The organism is Tardiphaga sp. GW822-FHT04G09, from assembly GCF_058800725.1.
In genome coordinates this window covers 102,265-117,669 of the sequence record NZ_JBXAMO010000010.1, presented here as the reverse complement: position 1 = coordinate 117,669, position 15,405 = coordinate 102,265, and the positions used below count along the sequence as shown (strand labels likewise).

The window sequence follows — 15,405 nt, the reverse complement described above, 5'->3', positions numbered from 1 at the left end:
AGAGCGGGTGTGTCCCGATTTGAGCCACCATGGCGATCAAAGCCTTAATGCTTTCATAACACCGGGGCGAGGTAAGCCGTCGCATAGGGCCAAACTTCGCGGGCACCGCGATAGATCATGTCACCTGCCACATAGAGAATGATGGCGAGACCGACATAGGCGATCCAGCGGTGCTTTTGCAGCAGCCTGGCAATGAAGGAGGCGGCGAGACCCATCAGCGCGATCGACAGCACCAGGCCGAAGATCAGGATGGTCGGGTGTTCGCGCGCAGCGCCGGCGACCGCGAGTACGTTGTCCAGCGACATCGAGACGTCTGCGACAGTGATCTGCCAGATCGCCTGACCCAGCGTCTTGCGCGGGCCGGTGGACGAACCATCGGCATTGAGCTTTTCGAGTTCGTCGAGATCGTGCTCGTGGCCGGCGCGCAATTCGCGCCACATCTTCCAGCACACCCACAGCAACAGGACGCCGCCGGCCAGGAGCAGGCCGATGATCTGCAGCAGTTGAACGGTGATGCTGGCGAAGCCGATGCGCAGGACGGTGGCGGCGATGATGCCGATCAGGATGGCCTTGCCGCGCTGTTCCTTGGGGAGGCCGGCGGCGGCGAGGCCGATGACGATGGCATTGTCGCCGGCGAGGACCAGGTCGATCATCACGACCTGGAAAAGTGCAGTCATAGCTTCAGCGGTGAAGAACTCTGTCATGTGGGCCACTCCGTATGAACGTCCAGTCCGACATCACAGTTCGGGTGAACTGCCAGAGGGGCCCGGGCCAGGACGTGCTTTGTTTAAAGGTTGCGGGTTTGATCCCGCGGTTGATCCGATCCGTTACTCAGGTTGATCCGTGAGGGTGACGAGCCGAACCATCTGGTCGGGCTCGATCAAAATGGTGATTCCGACCCCGATAAAGGTCAGGACGCCGGCGACATCGAACCAGGTTGCGCGCCGCGGGAAGTTCCGCGGAAGCAACGCGCCACCGGCCATCAATGCTGCAAGTGCGAATAACAGGGTGGCGACCATCGGCGCCAGCGCGTCGAGCGAGACAAATGCGCGCAAGGCGAGTGCGGCGGTCAGTGCCAGCAGCAGGCTTGCGGCAAACAGCTCCTTGACCCGGTGAGGGGCAGGAGGCGCATATTTGCGGGCAATGAAGCTGCGATCCGTGAACGCCATGATCGTCTCTTGCTGTTCCGTCCCGTGCATCTTGGGCGCTGGCGACGTTCCTACAGCCGGTTAGTTGTGCTACGGTAAAGTCGTCAGCTTGAGAAATTTGAAGTGGATAGTTTCGTAAAAATGAAACTTGGTCAAGACGAAGATGTTTCCGCAGAAGAACGGCCGGGCAAACCCGTGCCGGAAGCGCGGCAATTGCGGAAACAGGCGGGGCATTGGCTGAAAGCCCGCAGGGCGGAGGCGGGCTTGTCGCAGGTCGATCTCGCCGCAAGGCTCGGTCTCAAATATTACACCTTCATCTCGCAGGTTGAGAACGGCTTCAGTCGGGTACCGACCGAGACCATGGAAGCCTGGGCTATCCAGCTCGGTCTCGAACCGGCGGCCTTCGCCAAACATTTGCTGGTCTATTACGAGCCGGAATTGCACCGGCTGCTGTTCGGAGCATCCAAATGAATGTCGTCGCATTTCGGCGCAAGCCGCTGCAGGGCGCGTGGAGCGAGACGGAACTCGCCACGCTCGCCGACACGATCAATCTCGGGCATCGCGGCCGCGAATGGGAGACTGGCGTCACCGAGAACGGCGATGCGCAGCTCTATCTGCTGGGGCCGCAGCCGGAGCGAGCTTGCACGTTGTGCGTCTCGCGAGTCGATGGCCGCTACATTTTGGAAGACGGCACCGGGCGCCTGCTGTTCGAACATCGCAGTCTGCCGCTGGTGGCGGCGCATGCCCGCACTGCGCTGCGCGGGACGCGATGGTGGCTTGTCGCACGGATTGTCATGGTGTGGTGTACGATTCGCCATATGATTCATGACAAGATCGAGCCCTTGATGACCGAGGGCGAAGAACTGCTTGTCCATTTCGCTCCGCAGCTCGCTGCTTTCGTGTGACGGCAGCATCCAACCGAAGGTGTTCATGACGAAATCTGCGATTGCCCGGACCGCCAAGCCTTCTCGAAAGACCGCTTCCCGCAAGACCGTTTCGCGCGAAGCCGACCCAGGCAAAAAGGCGGTGCGCAAGGCTGCCTCGAAATCCCCGACCAAATCGCCGGGGGGCAAGCTACCGGAATGGAATCTCGCGGATCTCTACACGGCGATCGATGCGCCGGAGATTACCCGGGATCTCGACAGGATCGACACCGAATGCGCGGCCTTCGAAGCGGATTACAAAGGCAAGCTCGCAGAAGAGACCGCCAAGCCCGGCGGTGGCGCCTGGCTCGCCGGTGCGGTGAAGCGCTATGAGGCGATCGACGATCTTGCGGGGCGGCTCGGCTCCTATGCCGGCCTCGTCCATGCCGGCGACAGTGTCGATCCCGCGATCTCGAAATTCTATGGCGATGTGTCCGAGCGCATCACCGCAGCTTCGGTGCATCTGTTGTTCTTCGGTCTCGAACTCAACCGCATCGACGACAGCGTGATCGAGCAGGCGATGCAGACGCCCGAGCTCGGCCACTACCGGCCGTGGATCGAGGACAGCCGCAAGGACAAGCCCTATCAACTCGAAGACCGCGTCGAGCAGCTGTTTCACGAAAAATCACAGACCGGCTATGGCGCCTTCAACCGCCTGTTCGATCAGACAATCGCGGGTCTGCGCTTCGGGCTCGGCGGCAAGGAACTGGCGATCGAGCCGACGCTGACCATGCTGCAGGACCGCGCGCCGGCCAAGCGCAAGGCGGCCGGGCAGGCGCTGGCGAAGACCTTCAAGGCCAATGAGCGCACCTTTGCGCTGATCACCAATACGCTGGCCAAGGATAAGGAAATCTCCGATCGCTGGCGCGGTTTTCAGGACATCGCGGATTCACGCCATCTCAACAACCGCGTCGAGCGCGAAGTGGTCGATGCACTGGTGTCGTCGGTGCGATCAGCCTATCCGCGGCTGTCGCATCGCTACTATCAGTTGAAGGCAAAGTGGTTCGGCAAGAAGAAGCTCGCCCATTGGGACCGCAACGCGCCGCTGCCGTTTGCGCCCACCGGCACGATTCCATGGTCGGATGCGCAGGAGATGGTGCTGACCGCCTATGGCGCGTTCTCACCGGACATGGCGAATATCGCCAAGCGCTTCTTCACCGATCGGTGGATCGATGCGCCGGTGCGGCCGGGCAAGGCGCCCGGCGCCTTCTCGCATCCGACCACGCCATCGGCCCATCCTTACGTGCTGATGAATTATCAGGGCAAGCCGCGCGATGTCATGACGCTCGCTCACGAGCTCGGCCATGGCGTGCATCAGGTGCTCGCCGCCCGCAACGGTGCGCTGATGGCGCCGACGCCGTTGACGCTGGCCGAAACCGCCAGCGTGTTCGGTGAGATGCTGACCTTCAAGCGGCTGCTGTCGCAGACCAGGAGCACCAAACAGCGTCAGGCGCTGCTTGCGGGCAAGGTCGAGGACATGATCAACACGGTGGTTCGGCAGATCGCGTTCTATTCATTCGAGCGCGCTGTTCACACCGAGCGTCGCCACGGCGAACTCACCGCGCAGCGGCTCGGCGAACTCTGGCTCAGCGTGCAGACCGAAAGCCTTGGGCCGGCGATCGAGATCAAGCCGGGTTACGAGAATTTCTGGATGTATATCCCGCACTTCATCCATTCGCCGTTCTACGTTTACGCCTATGCCTTCGGCGATTGCCTCGTGAACTCGCTGTATGCGGTTTACGAGAACGCCCAGGAAGGCTTCGCGGAACGCTACCTCGCGATGCTCGCCGCCGGCGGCACCAAGCACTATTCCGAACTGTTGAAGCCCTTTGGTCTCGACGCCAAGGACCCGGCTTTCTGGGATGGCGGCCTCTCGGTCATCTCGGGGATGATCGATGAGCTGGAGGCGATGGGGTAGGCGACCCCCTCGCTTCAATTCGATAGGGCGAAAAATTAGGCAGACGCAGTCATCCACCGGCCTGATGCACTGCGGTATGCAAAACCCGTTGTGGTATGCCACGAACCGTTGCTCTCCATATCCAATTGCGCTAATTCCGTGGCAACATACGAAATACGAGGCGGGAGACCCTGATGTCCGATCACAGCGAAGTCGCTTACACCACGGCCGATGGCAACGACTATCCGGCCCATGAGCAGACCTATGAGGGCTTTCTCATGCTGGTGAAGTGGGGCACCATCGGCGTCGTCGCCATCGTGGCCCTGATGGGCATCTTCCTTACCTGATCTGTCGCCGATTGCGCCGCCCGGCTCGGGTGGCGTCCCGTCCTGTTTGCTCACGCGCGTGCCTTGCGCCGCCGGAGGCCCCATGAAGATTGCCGTTGCCAAGGAAATCGATCCGTCTGAACCGCGCGTGGCGATCTCGCCCGACACGGTGAAGAAGTTCAAGGCGCTCGGCGTCGATGTCGCTATCGAACCCGGCGCCGGCCTCAAGTCCGGCTTGCCGGATTCGGAATACACGGCTGTCGGCGCCACCATCAGCGCCGATGCGGTAAAAGACGCCGATATCGTCATCAAGGTGAAGCGTCCCGAGGTGTCCGAACTCGCCGGTTACAAGCGCGGTGCGCTGGTGATCGCGATCATGGATCCCTATGGCAACGACGCGGCGCTGAAGGCCATGGCCGATGCCGGCGTGTCGGCCTTCGCAATGGAGCTGATGCCGCGCATCACCCGCGCGCAGGTGATGGACGTGCTGTCCTCGCAGGCCAATCTCGCCGGCTACCGCGCCGTGATCGAGGCCGCGGAGAGCTTCGGTCGCGCCTTCCCGATGATGATGACCGCGGCCGGCACCATCCCGGCCGCCAAGGTGTTCGTGATGGGCGTCGGCGTCGCCGGCCTGCAGGCGATCGCCACCGCGCGCCGCTTGGGCGCCGTGGTCACCGCGACCGACGTGCGTCCGGCCACCAAAGAGCAGGTCGAAAGTCTCGGCGCCAAATTCCTCGCGGTGGAAGACGAGGAATTCAAGAACGCGCAGACCGCTGGCGGCTACGCCAAGGAAATGTCCAAGGAATATCAGGCGAAGCAGGCCGCGCTCACCGCCGAGCACATCAAGAAGCAGGACATCATCATTACCACCGCGCTGATCCCCGGTCGTCCGGCGCCGCGTCTGGTCACCGCCGAGATGGTGGCGTCGATGAAGCCCGGCTCGGTGCTGGTCGATCTCGCGGTCGAACGGGGCGGCAATGTCGAGGGCGTCAAGGCCGGTGAAGTGGTCGACGTGAATGGCATCAAGATCGTTGGCTATACCAATGTCGCTGGCCGCGTCGCCGCCTCGGCGTCGAGCCTCTATGCGCGCAATCTGTTCTCATTCATCGAAACGTTGGTCAACAAAGAGACCAAGACGCTCGCGGTGAACTGGGACGACGAACTGGTCAAGGCGACGGCTTTGACCAGGGACGGCGCCGTCATTCATCCGAACTTCCAGCCGAAGACCGCGTAAGGAGCACCACCATGGATCATGCCTCGCTGGTCAGCCCGTTCGTATTTCAGCTTTCTATCTTCGTGCTCGCCGTGTTCGTCGGGTATTTCGTGGTGTGGTCGGTGACGCCCGCGCTGCATACGCCGCTGATGTCGGTGACCAATGCGATCTCTTCGGTGATCGTGGTCGGCGCACTGCTCGCGGTCGGCGTCAATATGGTCGGCAGCGGCGGCGCCTTGGCGCGCGGCTTCGGCTTCGTCGCGCTGATCTTTGCATGCGTCAATATTTTCGGCGGCTTCCTGGTCACGCAACGCATGCTTGCGATGTACCAGAAGAAAAAGAAGTAAGGGCAGCCCGATGAACGCCAATCTCGCCGCACTGCTCTATCTCGTCGCGGGCATTCTCTTCATTCTGTCGCTGCGGGGGCTGTCCAGCCCGGCATCCAGCCGACAGGGCAATTTCCTCGGCATGGCCGGCATGGTCATCGCCGTGGGCACCACACTGGCCGCGCATCCGCCGGCCGACGCGCTCGGCTGGATTCTGGTGATCCTCGGCATTGCCATTGGTGGCAGCATCGGTGCGGTCATCGCCAAGCGCGTGCCGATGACCTCGATGCCGGAACTGGTCGCCGCCTTTCACTCGCTGGTCGGCATGGCCGCGGTGCTGGTTGCCGCCGGCGCATTCTACGCGCCGGAAGCCTTCGGCATTCTCGATCCGGCGACCAAGAAGATCGTCGGCGCGAGCCTCGTGGAAATGTCGCTCGGCGTCGCCATCGGCGCGCTGACTTTCACCGGTTCGGTCATTGCATTCGCCAAACTGTCCGGCCGCATGAGCGGCGCGCCGATCATCCTGCCGGCGCGTCACATCATCAATATCGCACTCGGCCTGGCGCTGGTGTTCTTCATCTTCGGTCTGGTGCGTTCGGGCAGTGCCGTCGACTTCTGGCTCATCACCGTTCTCGCGCTGGTGCTCGGCGCGCTGCTGATCATCCCGATCGGCGGCGCCGACATGCCGGTCGTGATCTCGATGCTGAACTCCTATTCGGGCTGGGCCGCCGCAGGCATCGGCTTCACGCTCGGCAACTCGGCGCTGATCATCACCGGCGCGCTGGTCGGCTCGTCGGGCGCGATCCTGTCCTACATCATGTGTCACGCGATGAACCGCTCCTTCATCTCGGTCATCCTCGGCGGCTTCGGCGGCGAGACCGCGGCGGCCGGTGGTGGTTCGGGTGAGCAGAAGCCGGCCAAGCTCGGCTCGGCTGACGATGCGGCCTTCATCATGAAGAACGCGCAGAAAGTCATCATCGTGCCCGGCTACGGCATGGCGGTGGCCCAGGCCCAGCACGCGCTGCGCGAAATGGCCGATACGCTGAAGAAGGAAGGCGTCGAGGTGAAATACGCCATTCACCCGGTTGCTGGCCGCATGCCCGGACATATGAACGTGCTGCTCGCCGAAGCGAACGTGCCTTACGACGAGGTGTTCGAACTCGAGGACATCAATTCGGAATTCGCACAGGCCGACATCGCCTTCGTGATCGGCGCCAATGACGTCACCAATCCGGCGGCCGAAGACGACAAGACCTCGCCGATCTACGGCATGCCGGTGCTGCAGGTCTGGAAGGCCGGCACCGTGATGTTCATCAAGCGCTCGCTGGCTTCCGGCTATGCCGGCATCGACAACCCGCTGTTTTATCGCGACAATACCATGATGTTGCTGGGTGACGCGAAGAAGGTGACTGAAAATATTGTCAAGGCAATGTAACTCGCACTGACGGTCCTCATGAAAACGCCCGGCTGAAAGGCCGGGCGTTTTTTATGGCCGTTCGTTCAGCGCCTGCGCATCACGAGGCTATGCGGTGAAGCGCGCAGAGTTTGTTGCCGACCGGGTCGCGCAGATAAGCGAGATAGAGCTTCACGCCGCCCATGTCGCGCACGCCCGGGGGATCCTCACAGGTGGTGGCGCCATTGGCGAGGCCCATTGCATGCCAGGCATCGACCTCTTCGGTGGATTTGGCATTGAAGCCGATCGTGCCGCCATTGGCCGGCGTGGCGAAATTGCCGTCGATCGGCTTGGACACCGAAAAGGTGCCGGTCTTGGTGCGATAGAAAATCCGGTGACGGTCGACCACGGCAGGCGGGACGCTCAGCGTGCCAAGCAGCTTGTCATAGAAATTTTTCGCGGCATCCAAGTCATTGGTGCCGATCATGACATGTGAAAACATCTCGCTTCCTCTCCCACTTTCTTGCAATCTCACCTTCGGGTGATACGCAATTATACGCATCATCAGCCGCTTGGCGAGGCGGCATCACGCAGCCGCATAACCGATCGCGGAAGTGGCATGGCTGCGTTTCGCTTGTCGTCGATATGGTCGCAACGAGGATATTTGCTCAATGTCGGCACATCCCATACCCAGGTCGTCCTGGATATTCCCCGCGCTGGCCGTTTTGCTTTTTCTTGCGACGTCCATTCCCTCGCTAGGGATCGGTTTCACGCAGTCGCTCGCCGGCATCGCATTCGCTGTGCTGCTGCTGGTTGTCCTGTTTGGCACCGTGTTCGCAGCTGTGCATCATGCTGAAGTTATCGCGCACCGGATCGGCGAACCGTTCGGCACGCTGTTGCTGACACTGGCCGTCACCATCATCGAGGTGGCGCTGATCGCCACCATCATGCTGGGCGACAAGGCCGTCCCCACGCTGGCGCGCGATACTGTCTTCGCTGTGGTGATGATCGTCTGCAACGGCTTGGTCGGCATCTGTATCCTGGTCGGGGGCTTGCGTTACCGTGAGCAGGATTTCCAGGTCACGGGGTCGAATATCTATCTCAGTGTGCTGATTGTGATGGCGACGACCACGCTGATCCTGCCGAATTATACCTTGACCACCCCGGGGCCTTTCTACTCGAACGCGCAGCTCGCTTTTGTCAGCGTCGCCACCATCATGCTCTATGCGGTGTTTCTCTACACACAGACCATCCGGCATCAGGATTACTTCGTCGCTGACGGGAATGACGAGGGCGATGCAGGCGGGCATGTTTCCAACAGTCTTCTGGCCTTCAGCGCCATTTTGCTGCTGGTCTCGTTGGTGGCGGTGGTGCTGCTGTCGAAGAAATTCTCGCTCGTGGTAGATGCCGGCATCGAACGGGTCGGCGCGCCGGAAGCCTTTGCCGGCATCCTCGTGGCGCTGCTGATCCTGCTGCCGGAAAGCGTCGCCGCCATTTCGGCGGCACGCGGCAACGATCTGCAGAAGAGCATCAACCTCGCACTCGGTTCATCGCTCGCCACCATCGGACTGACGATACCGGCGGTTGCAGTGGCGGCCTATGCGTTGAACAAGGAACTGGTACTCGGTCTCAGCACGCAGAAGATGGTTTTGCTGGTGATGACCTTCGTGCTGAGCATGCTGACCTTTGGCACCGGGCGCACCAACATCCTGTTTGGGCTGGTTCATTTGGTGGTGTTTGCGGTATTCATCTTCATGGTGTTTGTGCCGTGACCACTTTGGAGAATAAGACGATGCTCGCTGCCCAGTCCGACGTTCAGCAGGACACACCCGAAGTTCGCGTCACCGAATGGCGGCTCGCGCCTGGCGCGGCGACTGGCCGCCATACCCACGGAATGGATTATGTGATCGTGCCGATCACCACGAGTGTGATGACCATCGTTGCTCCGGACGGCACCCGTTCGCAGGCACCGATCACCACCGGCAAGTCCTATTTCCGCAAGGCCGGCGTCGAGCATGACGTGCTGAACGAGACCGACAAGGAAATCGTGTTCCTCGAGGTCGAGGTCAAGAAAGCTTAACCTTATCGGCCTCCAGCGATTGCCGGTTCATTGTGTCGCCGGCTGAGGACCGCCTGAAACAATTCAATGCGACGGATTGGAACTTTGCCTTCGATCTGTCGCGATTGATCCCTGAATCAGCCTCAAATTCCCAGCATGAAGCAGGTCGGGGAAGAGGCCGGTCCATGCTGCAGAAATATCTCTCGAAGTTCACCATCGATATCCTGCCATCAATTCTGGCAACGATCGTGGGTGCCTATATCGTCAATCACTACATCATCCCGAAGGCGAACCCGGATCGGCCCGCTGCGGCTGTTGCATCGACGCCTGCGGAGCCGAAGCCTGACACCAAGGCAGCGACGGCCAAGCCCGCCGAGAATTCTGCCGACCTCGCCAATCTGCCTGAATCGGCCCCGGCCAAGGCCGGCGACAAGCCGGTGGTCGAGAAGGCCAGCATCGAAAAGCCCGAAACGGTCAGTGTTCCTGAGTCGCGCCGTCATCAGCCGGTCTTGCGCGAGAAAGCTGCGGTCAAAGCCGCGCCAGCTCCGGCTACACCCGGGCCCGTGCCTGCCACCGTGGGGACTGCACCGGCGGCCAATGCCAGCGCCGATGAACGCCGCGACGCCAACGATCTCGCCCGTGCCGCCATCGAGCGCCTGAACCGCAGCGAGCCGCGCCCCCTGGAAGCTGCCCGTACGCCGGAGCCCCCGCGTGCGCCGGAGGCGCCGCGCGTGCAGGAAGCCGCACGGACTGTTTCCCCTCCGTCGATGCAGCAGCTGCCTCCGCCGATCATGGTGGCGACGCCAAGCGTCGAGAAGTTCGATCCGATGCCTTCGCCGCAGTCCGAGCCTTCCGAGGTGCGGCGCATACGTCCGCCCGGTGAAATCCCCGCAGCGCAGCCGATGGATCTGCAGGCGAATGCCGCTGCGACGCCGCGACCTGAGCGCACCAACGTGGCCGAAGACGTGCTGTCTGCAGCGAAGTCGGTGTTCAATTCGGTCATCCCGCACCCGTTCGAGCGGTAAGGGAAGCGGTGGATTGTCCGCGCGTCGCCTTCACGCTTGCAGGGCGACGCCGTCTTGCCGCCAGCCTGACCCCTCCAGCCTTAGCTAGCCCGCGCGTCCACCCATGCGGGTGAGGCCGTTGCGCGCTGCATCGTCCTTCGGGCGCAGGGCGACAGCGCGGCTGTAGGAGTCCGCAGCCTTGGCCTTGTCGCCAAGCTTCTCATAGGTCGCGCCGCGGGTCAGCCAGACCTGCGCATTACCCGGTGCCACCTGCGAAGCCTCGTCGAGATCCGCTGCGGCTTCCTGGTTCTTGCCGAGTGCGAGATAGCATTGCGCGCGGCCGAGCAAGGGATCGGCCTGCTGCGGCGTCAGGCCGTTGGCTGACGTAAAATCTGCGATGGCGAATTCGTACTTCTTCTCGGACTGATAGAGCAGCCCGCGTTGGTAGAAGGTCTGCGCGCTGTGCGGATCGAGGTCGAGTGCTTGATTGAAGGCCAGCAGCGCGTCGTCAGGTTTGCCGGACTGTGCGAGCGCCTGCGCGCGTGCAGCGTGGATCTGTGCATCCTGTGGATTGGTCTTGCCGGAATTCGCGGGCGACGGAGGCACCACGGCGGCTGTCTTCGGTTCGTCCCTGTCGGACCCCGGCGTGAGGGACGACAGGTTGAATGAGCAGCCTGTGCTGCACAGACCCGCAACGGCAAGCGCTATCGCGGTAAGGCCGCGGGCGCCGAAACGGGACGAGGACTTGCGGACGGGACATTCCATGCAGGGCAAATCTCACGCAGCCACCAATGACCTATTGGTAGCGCGACATCGGGCAAAATGCACCCGATCAAGATCCACGCGCCCAAGGGGTTAGCCCGCGCAAAAAGCGACTGCGCAAAAAATAACGCGGGCTTGCGCCCGCGTTATCGAACTCAAATGATGAAGCGAGCTTAGCGCGGTGCGCGCGGAGCAGCGCCGGCGCCGGGACGGCCGCCACGATCGGCGCCAGGACCCGCGCCGAACACCGGCTTGGGCTTCATCGGCAGCAAGCCTTCGCGCTGCAGCTTCTTGCGAGCCAGCTTGCGTGCGCGACGCACAGCCTCAGCCTTCTCGCGAGCCTTCTTCTCAGAGGGCTTCTCGTAGTGGCCGCGGAGCTTCATCTCGCGGAAAATACCCTCGCGCTGCATCTTCTTCTTCAGCGCCTTGAGAGCCTGGTCGACGTTATTATCGCGAACGAGAACCTGCACGCGGCATCCTCTTCTCAATTGATCGGATTTGAATTTCGGTAAAGCGAAGGGCCGACAAAGGCCATGCCCTTAACCTCAAGGGCGCCGATGTACCAGATGAAATAGCGAATGTCCACCTTGCGGCGTGGTCATTTTAACCTCTTGGGCGGGGAAAGCGACGTGTGTTTCCGAGGTTTCTCTGGTGGGGGATAGGGCAGGTTCCCTGTCTCGACAGGTATTGGAGCACGGACGCATAATCCCCGTGGCGACTCAGCCGGGACGCCGATTCTGACCGGGAGAGCATGATGAATGGGAAAAAATACGCGGCCGAGTTAATCGGCACCTTTTGGCTCACATTTGCAGGCTGCGGTAGTGCAGTGATCGCGGCCGCGTTTCCGCAGGTCGGTATCGGTCTCGTCGGCGTCTCGCTGGCCTTCGGCCTCAGCGTCGTGACCATGGCCTATGCCATCGGCCACGTTTCGGGCTGTCATCTCAATCCTGCGGTCACCGTGGGCCTTGCGGCGGGCGGACGTTTCCCGGCAGGCCAGATTCTCCCCTATGTGATTGCACAGGTCGTCGGTGCGGTTGCGGGTGCGGCCGTGTTGTATGTCATTGCCAGCGGCGCCGCCGGTTTCGACCTTGCCAAGGGCTTTGCCTCGAACGGCTACGGCGATCATTCGCCCGGCAAATACAGCTTGGTGGCGGGCTTCATCATGGAAGTGGTGATGACCATGATGTTCCTGTTCATCATCATGGGTTCCACACACGGCAAGGCGCCTGCGGGCTTCGCGCCGCTGGCGATCGGGCTTGCGCTGGTGATGATCCACCTTGTCAGCATTCCGGTCACCAACACGTCGGTGAATCCGGCGCGTAGCACTGGGCCGGCATTGTTTGTCGGCGGCTGGGCACTACAGCAGTTGTGGCTGTTCTGGGTGGCGCCGCTGGTTGGCGGTGTTCTCGGCGGCGCGATCTATCGCTGGCTGAGTGACGAGCCCACTGGCGTGGTGCAAGGCAAGGCGACCACGTGACGAATGAGGCGGTGAAGCCGGCTCGTTATGTCGCCGGCTTCACCTCAACCACATGGCCCATCTTGCGGCCGGGCTTCGGCGCACCCTTGCCATAGAGATGCACGGTGGCGCCGGGGACGGTGAGCCACTTGCCATAGTCGAGAATGTCGTCGCCGATCAGGTTGATCATGGTGACCTGACCATGGCGAACCGGTTTGGCGAGCGGCCAGCCGGCGATGGCGCGGATGTGTTGTTCGAATTGCGACACCGAAGCGCCATCGAGCGTCCAGTGGCCGGAATTGTGTACGCGCGGTGCAATTTCGTTCACGACAAGCGTCGCTCCGTCCTTACCAGGCACCACGAACAGTTCTACCGCGAAGACGCCGATATAGCCCAGCGCGGTGCCGATCTTCTCGGCGATCTCGCGTGCCTTCGCGGCAAGCGCGTCGGAGATGCGCGCGGGCGCATAGGAGAATTTCAGGATGTGATCGCGATGCTCGTTTTCGGTGACGTCGAAACATTCGACATGGCCGTCGGCGCCGCGTGCAGCGATGACCGAGACCTCGCGTTCGAACGGCACGAAGGCTTCGAGGATCGCGGAGTTGGTGCCGAGATCGTTCCAGACCTGATCGAGATCGTCGCCCTCACGGATGATCGCCTGGCCCTTGCCGTCATAGCCGAAGCGCCGCGTCTTGATGACGGCGGGCAGACCGATCTTCTTGACCGCTGCATGAAGCTCGCCAGCATTTGCAACGCCTGCGTAAGCGGCCGTGCCGATACCCAGCGACGTCACAAAATCCTTCTCGGCCAGACGATCCTGGGTGGTCTCCAGGATTGTCTGCGCGGGCAGAACCGGGCGCCGCGCGTCGAGTATCATCGCGGTAGCAGCCGGCACGTTCTCGAATTCGTAGGTGATGACGTCGCAATCATTGGCGAACAGTTCGAGCGCCTCGACATCAGCATATTCAGCGCATGTCGCGTTCTGCACCACATCGAAGGCCGGTGAATCCGGATCCGGTGAGAAAACCTGACAGCGGAGGCCGAGGCGTGCTGCAGACATCGCCAACATACGACCGAGCTGGCCGCCGCCGAGAATGCCGATCGTATCGCCGGGCTTGAGGACCTTCGTCATCACAGCACTCACGCCGCACCTTCTGGCTTTTCAGCTACTGCATCGGTCTGCGCTTTCCGCCAGGCGGCGAGTTTCGTCGCCAGCGTATGGTCATGCAGAGCCAATACGGACGCCGCAAGCAGCGCGGCATTGATCGCGCCGGGCTTGCCGATGGCCAGCGTGCCGACGGGAATGCCGCCCGGCATCTGTACGATCGAATATAGCGAATCGAGACCTGAAAGCGCCTTGGATTCCACGGGGACGCCGAACACCGGCAGTTCGGTCAGCGCTGCGGCCATACCGGGCAGATGCGCGGCGCCGCCCGCACCGGCGATGATGATCTGGAAGCCTGCGGCCTTGGCGCCCTTGGCGAACGCGACCAGCCGATCGGGGGTCCGGTGGGCCGAGACGATGCGCGCCTCATGGGCGACGCCGAGCGCGGTCAGCGTTTCGGCGGCGTGGCGCATGGTTTCCCAGTCCGACTGGCTTCCCATGATGATGGCGACGGGCGCGGGCATTCCGTGTTTTCTTTCGCGAATCCAGAAAGATAGACTGGAAATACAAGGTCGTCTCCTTGCATGGCAAGGAGCGTGGCAAACATGATCTCGTCTTGGTGAAGACTGGCTAGCCTTGTAACAAATCTCATGCAAAAGAAAACCCGAGCGCCGGCCACAAAGTCGGTCAAGCTCTCCATGAAGCCTGCCTTGCGCGAGCCCAACGCCTTGGTATCGCTTCCGAAAAGCCGTGCGCCTGCGGCTGTGCTGACGATCCGGAAGCTGGAGGCGCAAACTGGCTGAAGCACTGGCGAAGATTGCCGAATTGCGCGCTTCGGCCGAAACCGAGTTCCTGCTCGACATTCCTAAACGCCGTGGCTTTGCTCTGCGCAAGACCGCGCGACGTGCGAAAATATAGCCGGTAAATCGTCGGAGTTGGCGCCTTTACAATGCGCTGAGGTCGCTGGGCACTTCCCCAAAGGCGCGGATCACCTGGGCGTCGCCGAACTCGCCGATCATTGGATCGCCGGTACGGCTGAAGGCCAGTGCGCCGATCGAGCCCGGTGCACGGGACAATAGTTCGGCGCGACGGATGGCGCCGGACGCGCTCTGACATTCCTCGGCGGCACCAGCGGCCGGCGAACCGGAGTCGTCCTGCAGGAAGGGCAGTGCGACGTAATAGGTGATGTCCGCCATGGTGCCCTCACGAGTCGATTGATCTCGACGCAAGCTTGTTCTTATTTTGTTCTTTTTGTCAAGTTCGGGCAGCGCCTCGTTTTGTGGTCGCGCCCCGTTCCGCTCCTCTCAGGCCGCCACGGCTGGCTTGCGCAGTGCAAGCGTCACGCCGCGCAGCGTGAGCGTCATGGCGATCAGTTCGCGCAGCCCCAGTGGTTCGCCGAGCAGTGCCGCGGCTCCGATCACACCCATGACCGGTACGACCAGGGTACCCATGGCCGCCGTCGCGGGCGGCAGCCGGCGCAGCGTTGCAAACCAGGTCAGGTAGCAAACGCCCATCGGCCCAGAGTCATATAGATCAGCGAGCACCACCCAACTGTCGTCAGCGCACCGATGTCCGGGTGCTCGAACATCAGGCCGAGGATGATCATCGGAAGACATCCCAGCCCGACCTGCCAGGCGACCAAAGACATCGGTGGCATTGGCAGCGGTGTTCGGCTCAGGACTTCCCCGAGTGCAAACAGGGTGGCAGATCCGAGCGCGAGCAGGATGCCGGCGATTTTATCCGGCGACAGCGCAAAGCCGTACTGGCCGAGCAAAACCACAAGTCCTGCGAGA

The 15,405-nt window shown here is 62.0% G+C and carries 21 protein-coding genes; 11 read left to right on the top strand and 10 right to left on the bottom strand.

What is annotated here, in order from left to right:
- Positions 1–53 precede the first annotated feature (53 nt).
- Together AC1RLZ_RS18620 and AC1RLZ_RS18615 are read right to left on the bottom strand one after the other, a co-directional pair.
- On the bottom strand, positions 54–704 hold the full coding sequence (locus AC1RLZ_RS18620; protein ID WP_371421097.1) for a TerC family protein: 651 nt from the start codon (positions 702–704) through the stop codon (positions 54–56).
- Positions 705–827: 123 nt separating this feature from the next.
- Positions 828–1,169, bottom strand: coding sequence for a hypothetical protein (locus AC1RLZ_RS18615; RefSeq protein WP_493189823.1), 342 nt, complete (start codon positions 1,167–1,169; stop codon positions 828–830).
- A gap of 120 nt (positions 1,170–1,289) precedes the next feature.
- Here AC1RLZ_RS18615 and AC1RLZ_RS18610 point away from each other — a divergent pair, with 120 nt between their 5' ends.
- The 7 genes from AC1RLZ_RS18610 (at position 1,290) to AC1RLZ_RS18580 (ending at position 7,268) form a co-directional block, all read left to right on the top strand.
- Positions 1,290–1,619, top strand: a complete 330-nt coding sequence (locus AC1RLZ_RS18610) for a helix-turn-helix domain-containing protein (protein ID WP_493189822.1) — start codon at positions 1,290–1,292, stop codon at positions 1,617–1,619.
- Positions 1,616–2,053, top strand: a complete 438-nt coding sequence (locus AC1RLZ_RS18605; RefSeq protein ID WP_371421095.1) for a hypothetical protein — start codon at positions 1,616–1,618, stop codon at positions 2,051–2,053. Before AC1RLZ_RS18610 ends, AC1RLZ_RS18605 begins: the two co-directional genes overlap by 4 nt.
- Before the next feature lie 25 nt (positions 2,054–2,078).
- Positions 2,079–3,989 carry a M3 family oligoendopeptidase gene (locus AC1RLZ_RS18600; protein ID WP_493189821.1) on the top strand — a complete coding sequence of 637 codons (1,911 nt, stop codon included), beginning with the start codon at positions 2,079–2,081 and terminating at the stop codon, positions 3,987–3,989.
- Positions 3,990–4,162: 173 nt separating this feature from the next.
- The gene (locus AC1RLZ_RS18595) at positions 4,163–4,315 is read left to right on the top strand and encodes an aa3-type cytochrome c oxidase subunit IV (protein ID WP_092145749.1); all 153 of its coding nucleotides are present in this window, start codon (positions 4,163–4,165) and stop codon (positions 4,313–4,315) included.
- A gap of 82 nt (positions 4,316–4,397) precedes the next feature.
- Positions 4,398–5,528: a Re/Si-specific NAD(P)(+) transhydrogenase subunit alpha gene (locus tag AC1RLZ_RS18590; RefSeq protein WP_493189820.1), complete on the top strand. Its 1,131-nt coding sequence runs from the start codon at positions 4,398–4,400 to the stop codon at positions 5,526–5,528.
- An 11-nt stretch (positions 5,529–5,539) separates the two neighbouring features.
- Positions 5,540–5,854: a proton-translocating transhydrogenase family protein gene (locus AC1RLZ_RS18585; RefSeq protein ID WP_089265888.1), complete on the top strand. Its 315-nt coding sequence runs from the start codon at positions 5,540–5,542 to the stop codon at positions 5,852–5,854.
- 10 nt (positions 5,855–5,864) lie between these two features.
- Entirely contained in the window at positions 5,865–7,268 is a 1,404-nt protein-coding gene (locus tag AC1RLZ_RS18580) for an NAD(P)(+) transhydrogenase (Re/Si-specific) subunit beta (protein ID WP_493189819.1), read from the top strand.
- A 79-nt stretch (positions 7,269–7,347) separates the two neighbouring features.
- On the opposite strand, the gene AC1RLZ_RS18575 is transcribed toward AC1RLZ_RS18580, so the two are convergent.
- Positions 7,348–7,728, bottom strand: a complete 381-nt coding sequence (locus AC1RLZ_RS18575) for a VOC family protein (protein ID WP_493189818.1) — start codon at positions 7,726–7,728, stop codon at positions 7,348–7,350.
- Between the two features lie 169 nt (positions 7,729–7,897).
- Here AC1RLZ_RS18575 and AC1RLZ_RS18570 point away from each other — a divergent pair, with 169 nt between their 5' ends.
- From AC1RLZ_RS18570 to AC1RLZ_RS18560, 3 genes are all read left to right on the top strand, one after another.
- Complete coding sequence (locus AC1RLZ_RS18570; RefSeq protein WP_493189817.1) at positions 7,898–8,998, top strand: calcium:cation antiporter; 1,101 nt, start codon at positions 7,898–7,900, stop codon at positions 8,996–8,998.
- 20 nt (positions 8,999–9,018) lie between these two features.
- Entirely contained in the window at positions 9,019–9,306 is a 288-nt protein-coding gene (locus AC1RLZ_RS18565; protein WP_092146189.1) for a cupin domain-containing protein, read from the top strand.
- Between the two features lie 164 nt (positions 9,307–9,470).
- Positions 9,471–10,310, top strand: coding sequence for a hypothetical protein (locus AC1RLZ_RS18560; RefSeq protein WP_493189816.1), 840 nt, complete (start codon positions 9,471–9,473; stop codon positions 10,308–10,310).
- Between the two features lie 84 nt (positions 10,311–10,394).
- Here the strand turns inward: AC1RLZ_RS18560 and AC1RLZ_RS18555 are convergent, their stop codons facing one another.
- Complete coding sequence (locus AC1RLZ_RS18555) at positions 10,395–11,054, bottom strand: tetratricopeptide repeat protein (RefSeq protein WP_493189815.1); 660 nt, start codon at positions 11,052–11,054, stop codon at positions 10,395–10,397.
- 170 nt (positions 11,055–11,224) lie between these two features.
- Positions 11,225–11,521 (bottom strand): 30S ribosomal protein S21, encoded by a 297-nt coding sequence (gene rpsU, locus AC1RLZ_RS18550; RefSeq protein WP_371421084.1) that lies wholly within the window; start codon positions 11,519–11,521, stop codon positions 11,225–11,227.
- A gap of 284 nt (positions 11,522–11,805) precedes the next feature.
- Between rpsU and aqpZ the strand changes: the two genes are divergently transcribed.
- Complete coding sequence (gene aqpZ / locus AC1RLZ_RS18545; protein ID WP_371421083.1) at positions 11,806–12,528, top strand: aquaporin Z; 723 nt, start codon at positions 11,806–11,808, stop codon at positions 12,526–12,528.
- 25 nt (positions 12,529–12,553) lie between these two features.
- Here the strand turns inward: aqpZ and AC1RLZ_RS18540 are convergent, their stop codons facing one another.
- The 5 genes from AC1RLZ_RS18540 to AC1RLZ_RS18520 all read right to left on the bottom strand — a co-directional run bounded on the left by AC1RLZ_RS18540 (position 12,554) and on the right by AC1RLZ_RS18520 (position 15,386).
- A complete protein-coding gene (locus tag AC1RLZ_RS18540) occupies positions 12,554–13,639 on the bottom strand; it encodes a 5-(carboxyamino)imidazole ribonucleotide synthase (RefSeq protein ID WP_493189814.1) in 1,086 nt (361 codons plus the stop codon).
- 8 nt (positions 13,640–13,647) lie between these two features.
- Positions 13,648–14,136, bottom strand: a complete 489-nt coding sequence (gene purE / locus AC1RLZ_RS18535; RefSeq protein ID WP_493189813.1) for a 5-(carboxyamino)imidazole ribonucleotide mutase — start codon at positions 14,134–14,136, stop codon at positions 13,648–13,650.
- Positions 14,137–14,556: 420 nt separating this feature from the next.
- A complete protein-coding gene (locus AC1RLZ_RS18530) occupies positions 14,557–14,808 on the bottom strand; it encodes a hypothetical protein (protein WP_439059854.1) in 252 nt (83 codons plus the stop codon).
- A gap of 108 nt (positions 14,809–14,916) precedes the next feature.
- On the bottom strand, positions 14,917–15,126 hold the full coding sequence (locus AC1RLZ_RS18525) for an EamA family transporter (RefSeq protein WP_493189812.1): 210 nt from the start codon (positions 15,124–15,126) through the stop codon (positions 14,917–14,919).
- A complete protein-coding gene (locus tag AC1RLZ_RS18520) occupies positions 15,108–15,386 on the bottom strand; it encodes a hypothetical protein (RefSeq protein WP_493189811.1) in 279 nt (92 codons plus the stop codon). Before AC1RLZ_RS18520 ends, AC1RLZ_RS18525 begins: the two co-directional genes overlap by 19 nt.
- Positions 15,387–15,405 lie beyond the last annotated feature (19 nt).

Bases quoted from the DNA above. Each gene is read 5' to 3' on its own strand.
- AC1RLZ_RS18540 (WP_493189814.1), bottom strand. From the start codon at position 13,639: ATGACGAAGGTCCTCAAGCCCGGCGATACGATCGGCATTCTCGGCGGC.
- AC1RLZ_RS18555 (WP_493189815.1), bottom strand. From the start codon at position 11,054: ATGGAATGTCCCGTCCGCAAGTCCTCGTCCCGTTTCGGCGCCCGCGGC.
- AC1RLZ_RS18560 (WP_493189816.1), top strand. From the start codon at position 9,471: ATGCTGCAGAAATATCTCTCGAAGTTCACCATCGATATCCTGCCATCA.
- AC1RLZ_RS18570 (WP_493189817.1), top strand. From the start codon at position 7,898: ATGTCGGCACATCCCATACCCAGGTCGTCCTGGATATTCCCCGCGCTG.
- AC1RLZ_RS18530 (WP_439059854.1), bottom strand. From the start codon at position 14,808: ATGGCGGACATCACCTATTACGTCGCACTGCCCTTCCTGCAGGACGAC.
- AC1RLZ_RS18525 (WP_493189812.1), bottom strand. From the start codon at position 15,126: ATGGGCGTTTGCTACCTGACCTGGTTTGCAACGCTGCGCCGGCTGCCG.
- aqpZ (WP_371421083.1), top strand. From the start codon at position 11,806: ATGAATGGGAAAAAATACGCGGCCGAGTTAATCGGCACCTTTTGGCTC.
- AC1RLZ_RS18565 (WP_092146189.1), top strand. From the start codon at position 9,019: ATGCTCGCTGCCCAGTCCGACGTTCAGCAGGACACACCCGAAGTTCGC.
- AC1RLZ_RS18600 (WP_493189821.1), top strand. From the start codon at position 2,079: ATGACGAAATCTGCGATTGCCCGGACCGCCAAGCCTTCTCGAAAGACC.
- AC1RLZ_RS18595 (WP_092145749.1), top strand. From the start codon at position 4,163: ATGTCCGATCACAGCGAAGTCGCTTACACCACGGCCGATGGCAACGAC.
- AC1RLZ_RS18590 (WP_493189820.1), top strand. From the start codon at position 4,398: ATGAAGATTGCCGTTGCCAAGGAAATCGATCCGTCTGAACCGCGCGTG.
- AC1RLZ_RS18610 (WP_493189822.1), top strand. From the start codon at position 1,290: ATGAAACTTGGTCAAGACGAAGATGTTTCCGCAGAAGAACGGCCGGGC.
- purE (WP_493189813.1), bottom strand. From the start codon at position 14,136: ATGCCCGCGCCCGTCGCCATCATCATGGGAAGCCAGTCGGACTGGGAA.
- AC1RLZ_RS18615 (WP_493189823.1), bottom strand. From the start codon at position 1,169: ATGGCGTTCACGGATCGCAGCTTCATTGCCCGCAAATATGCGCCTCCT.
- AC1RLZ_RS18620 (WP_371421097.1), bottom strand. From the start codon at position 704: ATGACAGAGTTCTTCACCGCTGAAGCTATGACTGCACTTTTCCAGGTC.
- AC1RLZ_RS18605 (WP_371421095.1), top strand. From the start codon at position 1,616: ATGAATGTCGTCGCATTTCGGCGCAAGCCGCTGCAGGGCGCGTGGAGC.
- AC1RLZ_RS18580 (WP_493189819.1), top strand. From the start codon at position 5,865: ATGAACGCCAATCTCGCCGCACTGCTCTATCTCGTCGCGGGCATTCTC.
- AC1RLZ_RS18585 (WP_089265888.1), top strand. From the start codon at position 5,540: ATGGATCATGCCTCGCTGGTCAGCCCGTTCGTATTTCAGCTTTCTATC.
- AC1RLZ_RS18575 (WP_493189818.1), bottom strand. From the start codon at position 7,728: ATGTTTTCACATGTCATGATCGGCACCAATGACTTGGATGCCGCGAAA.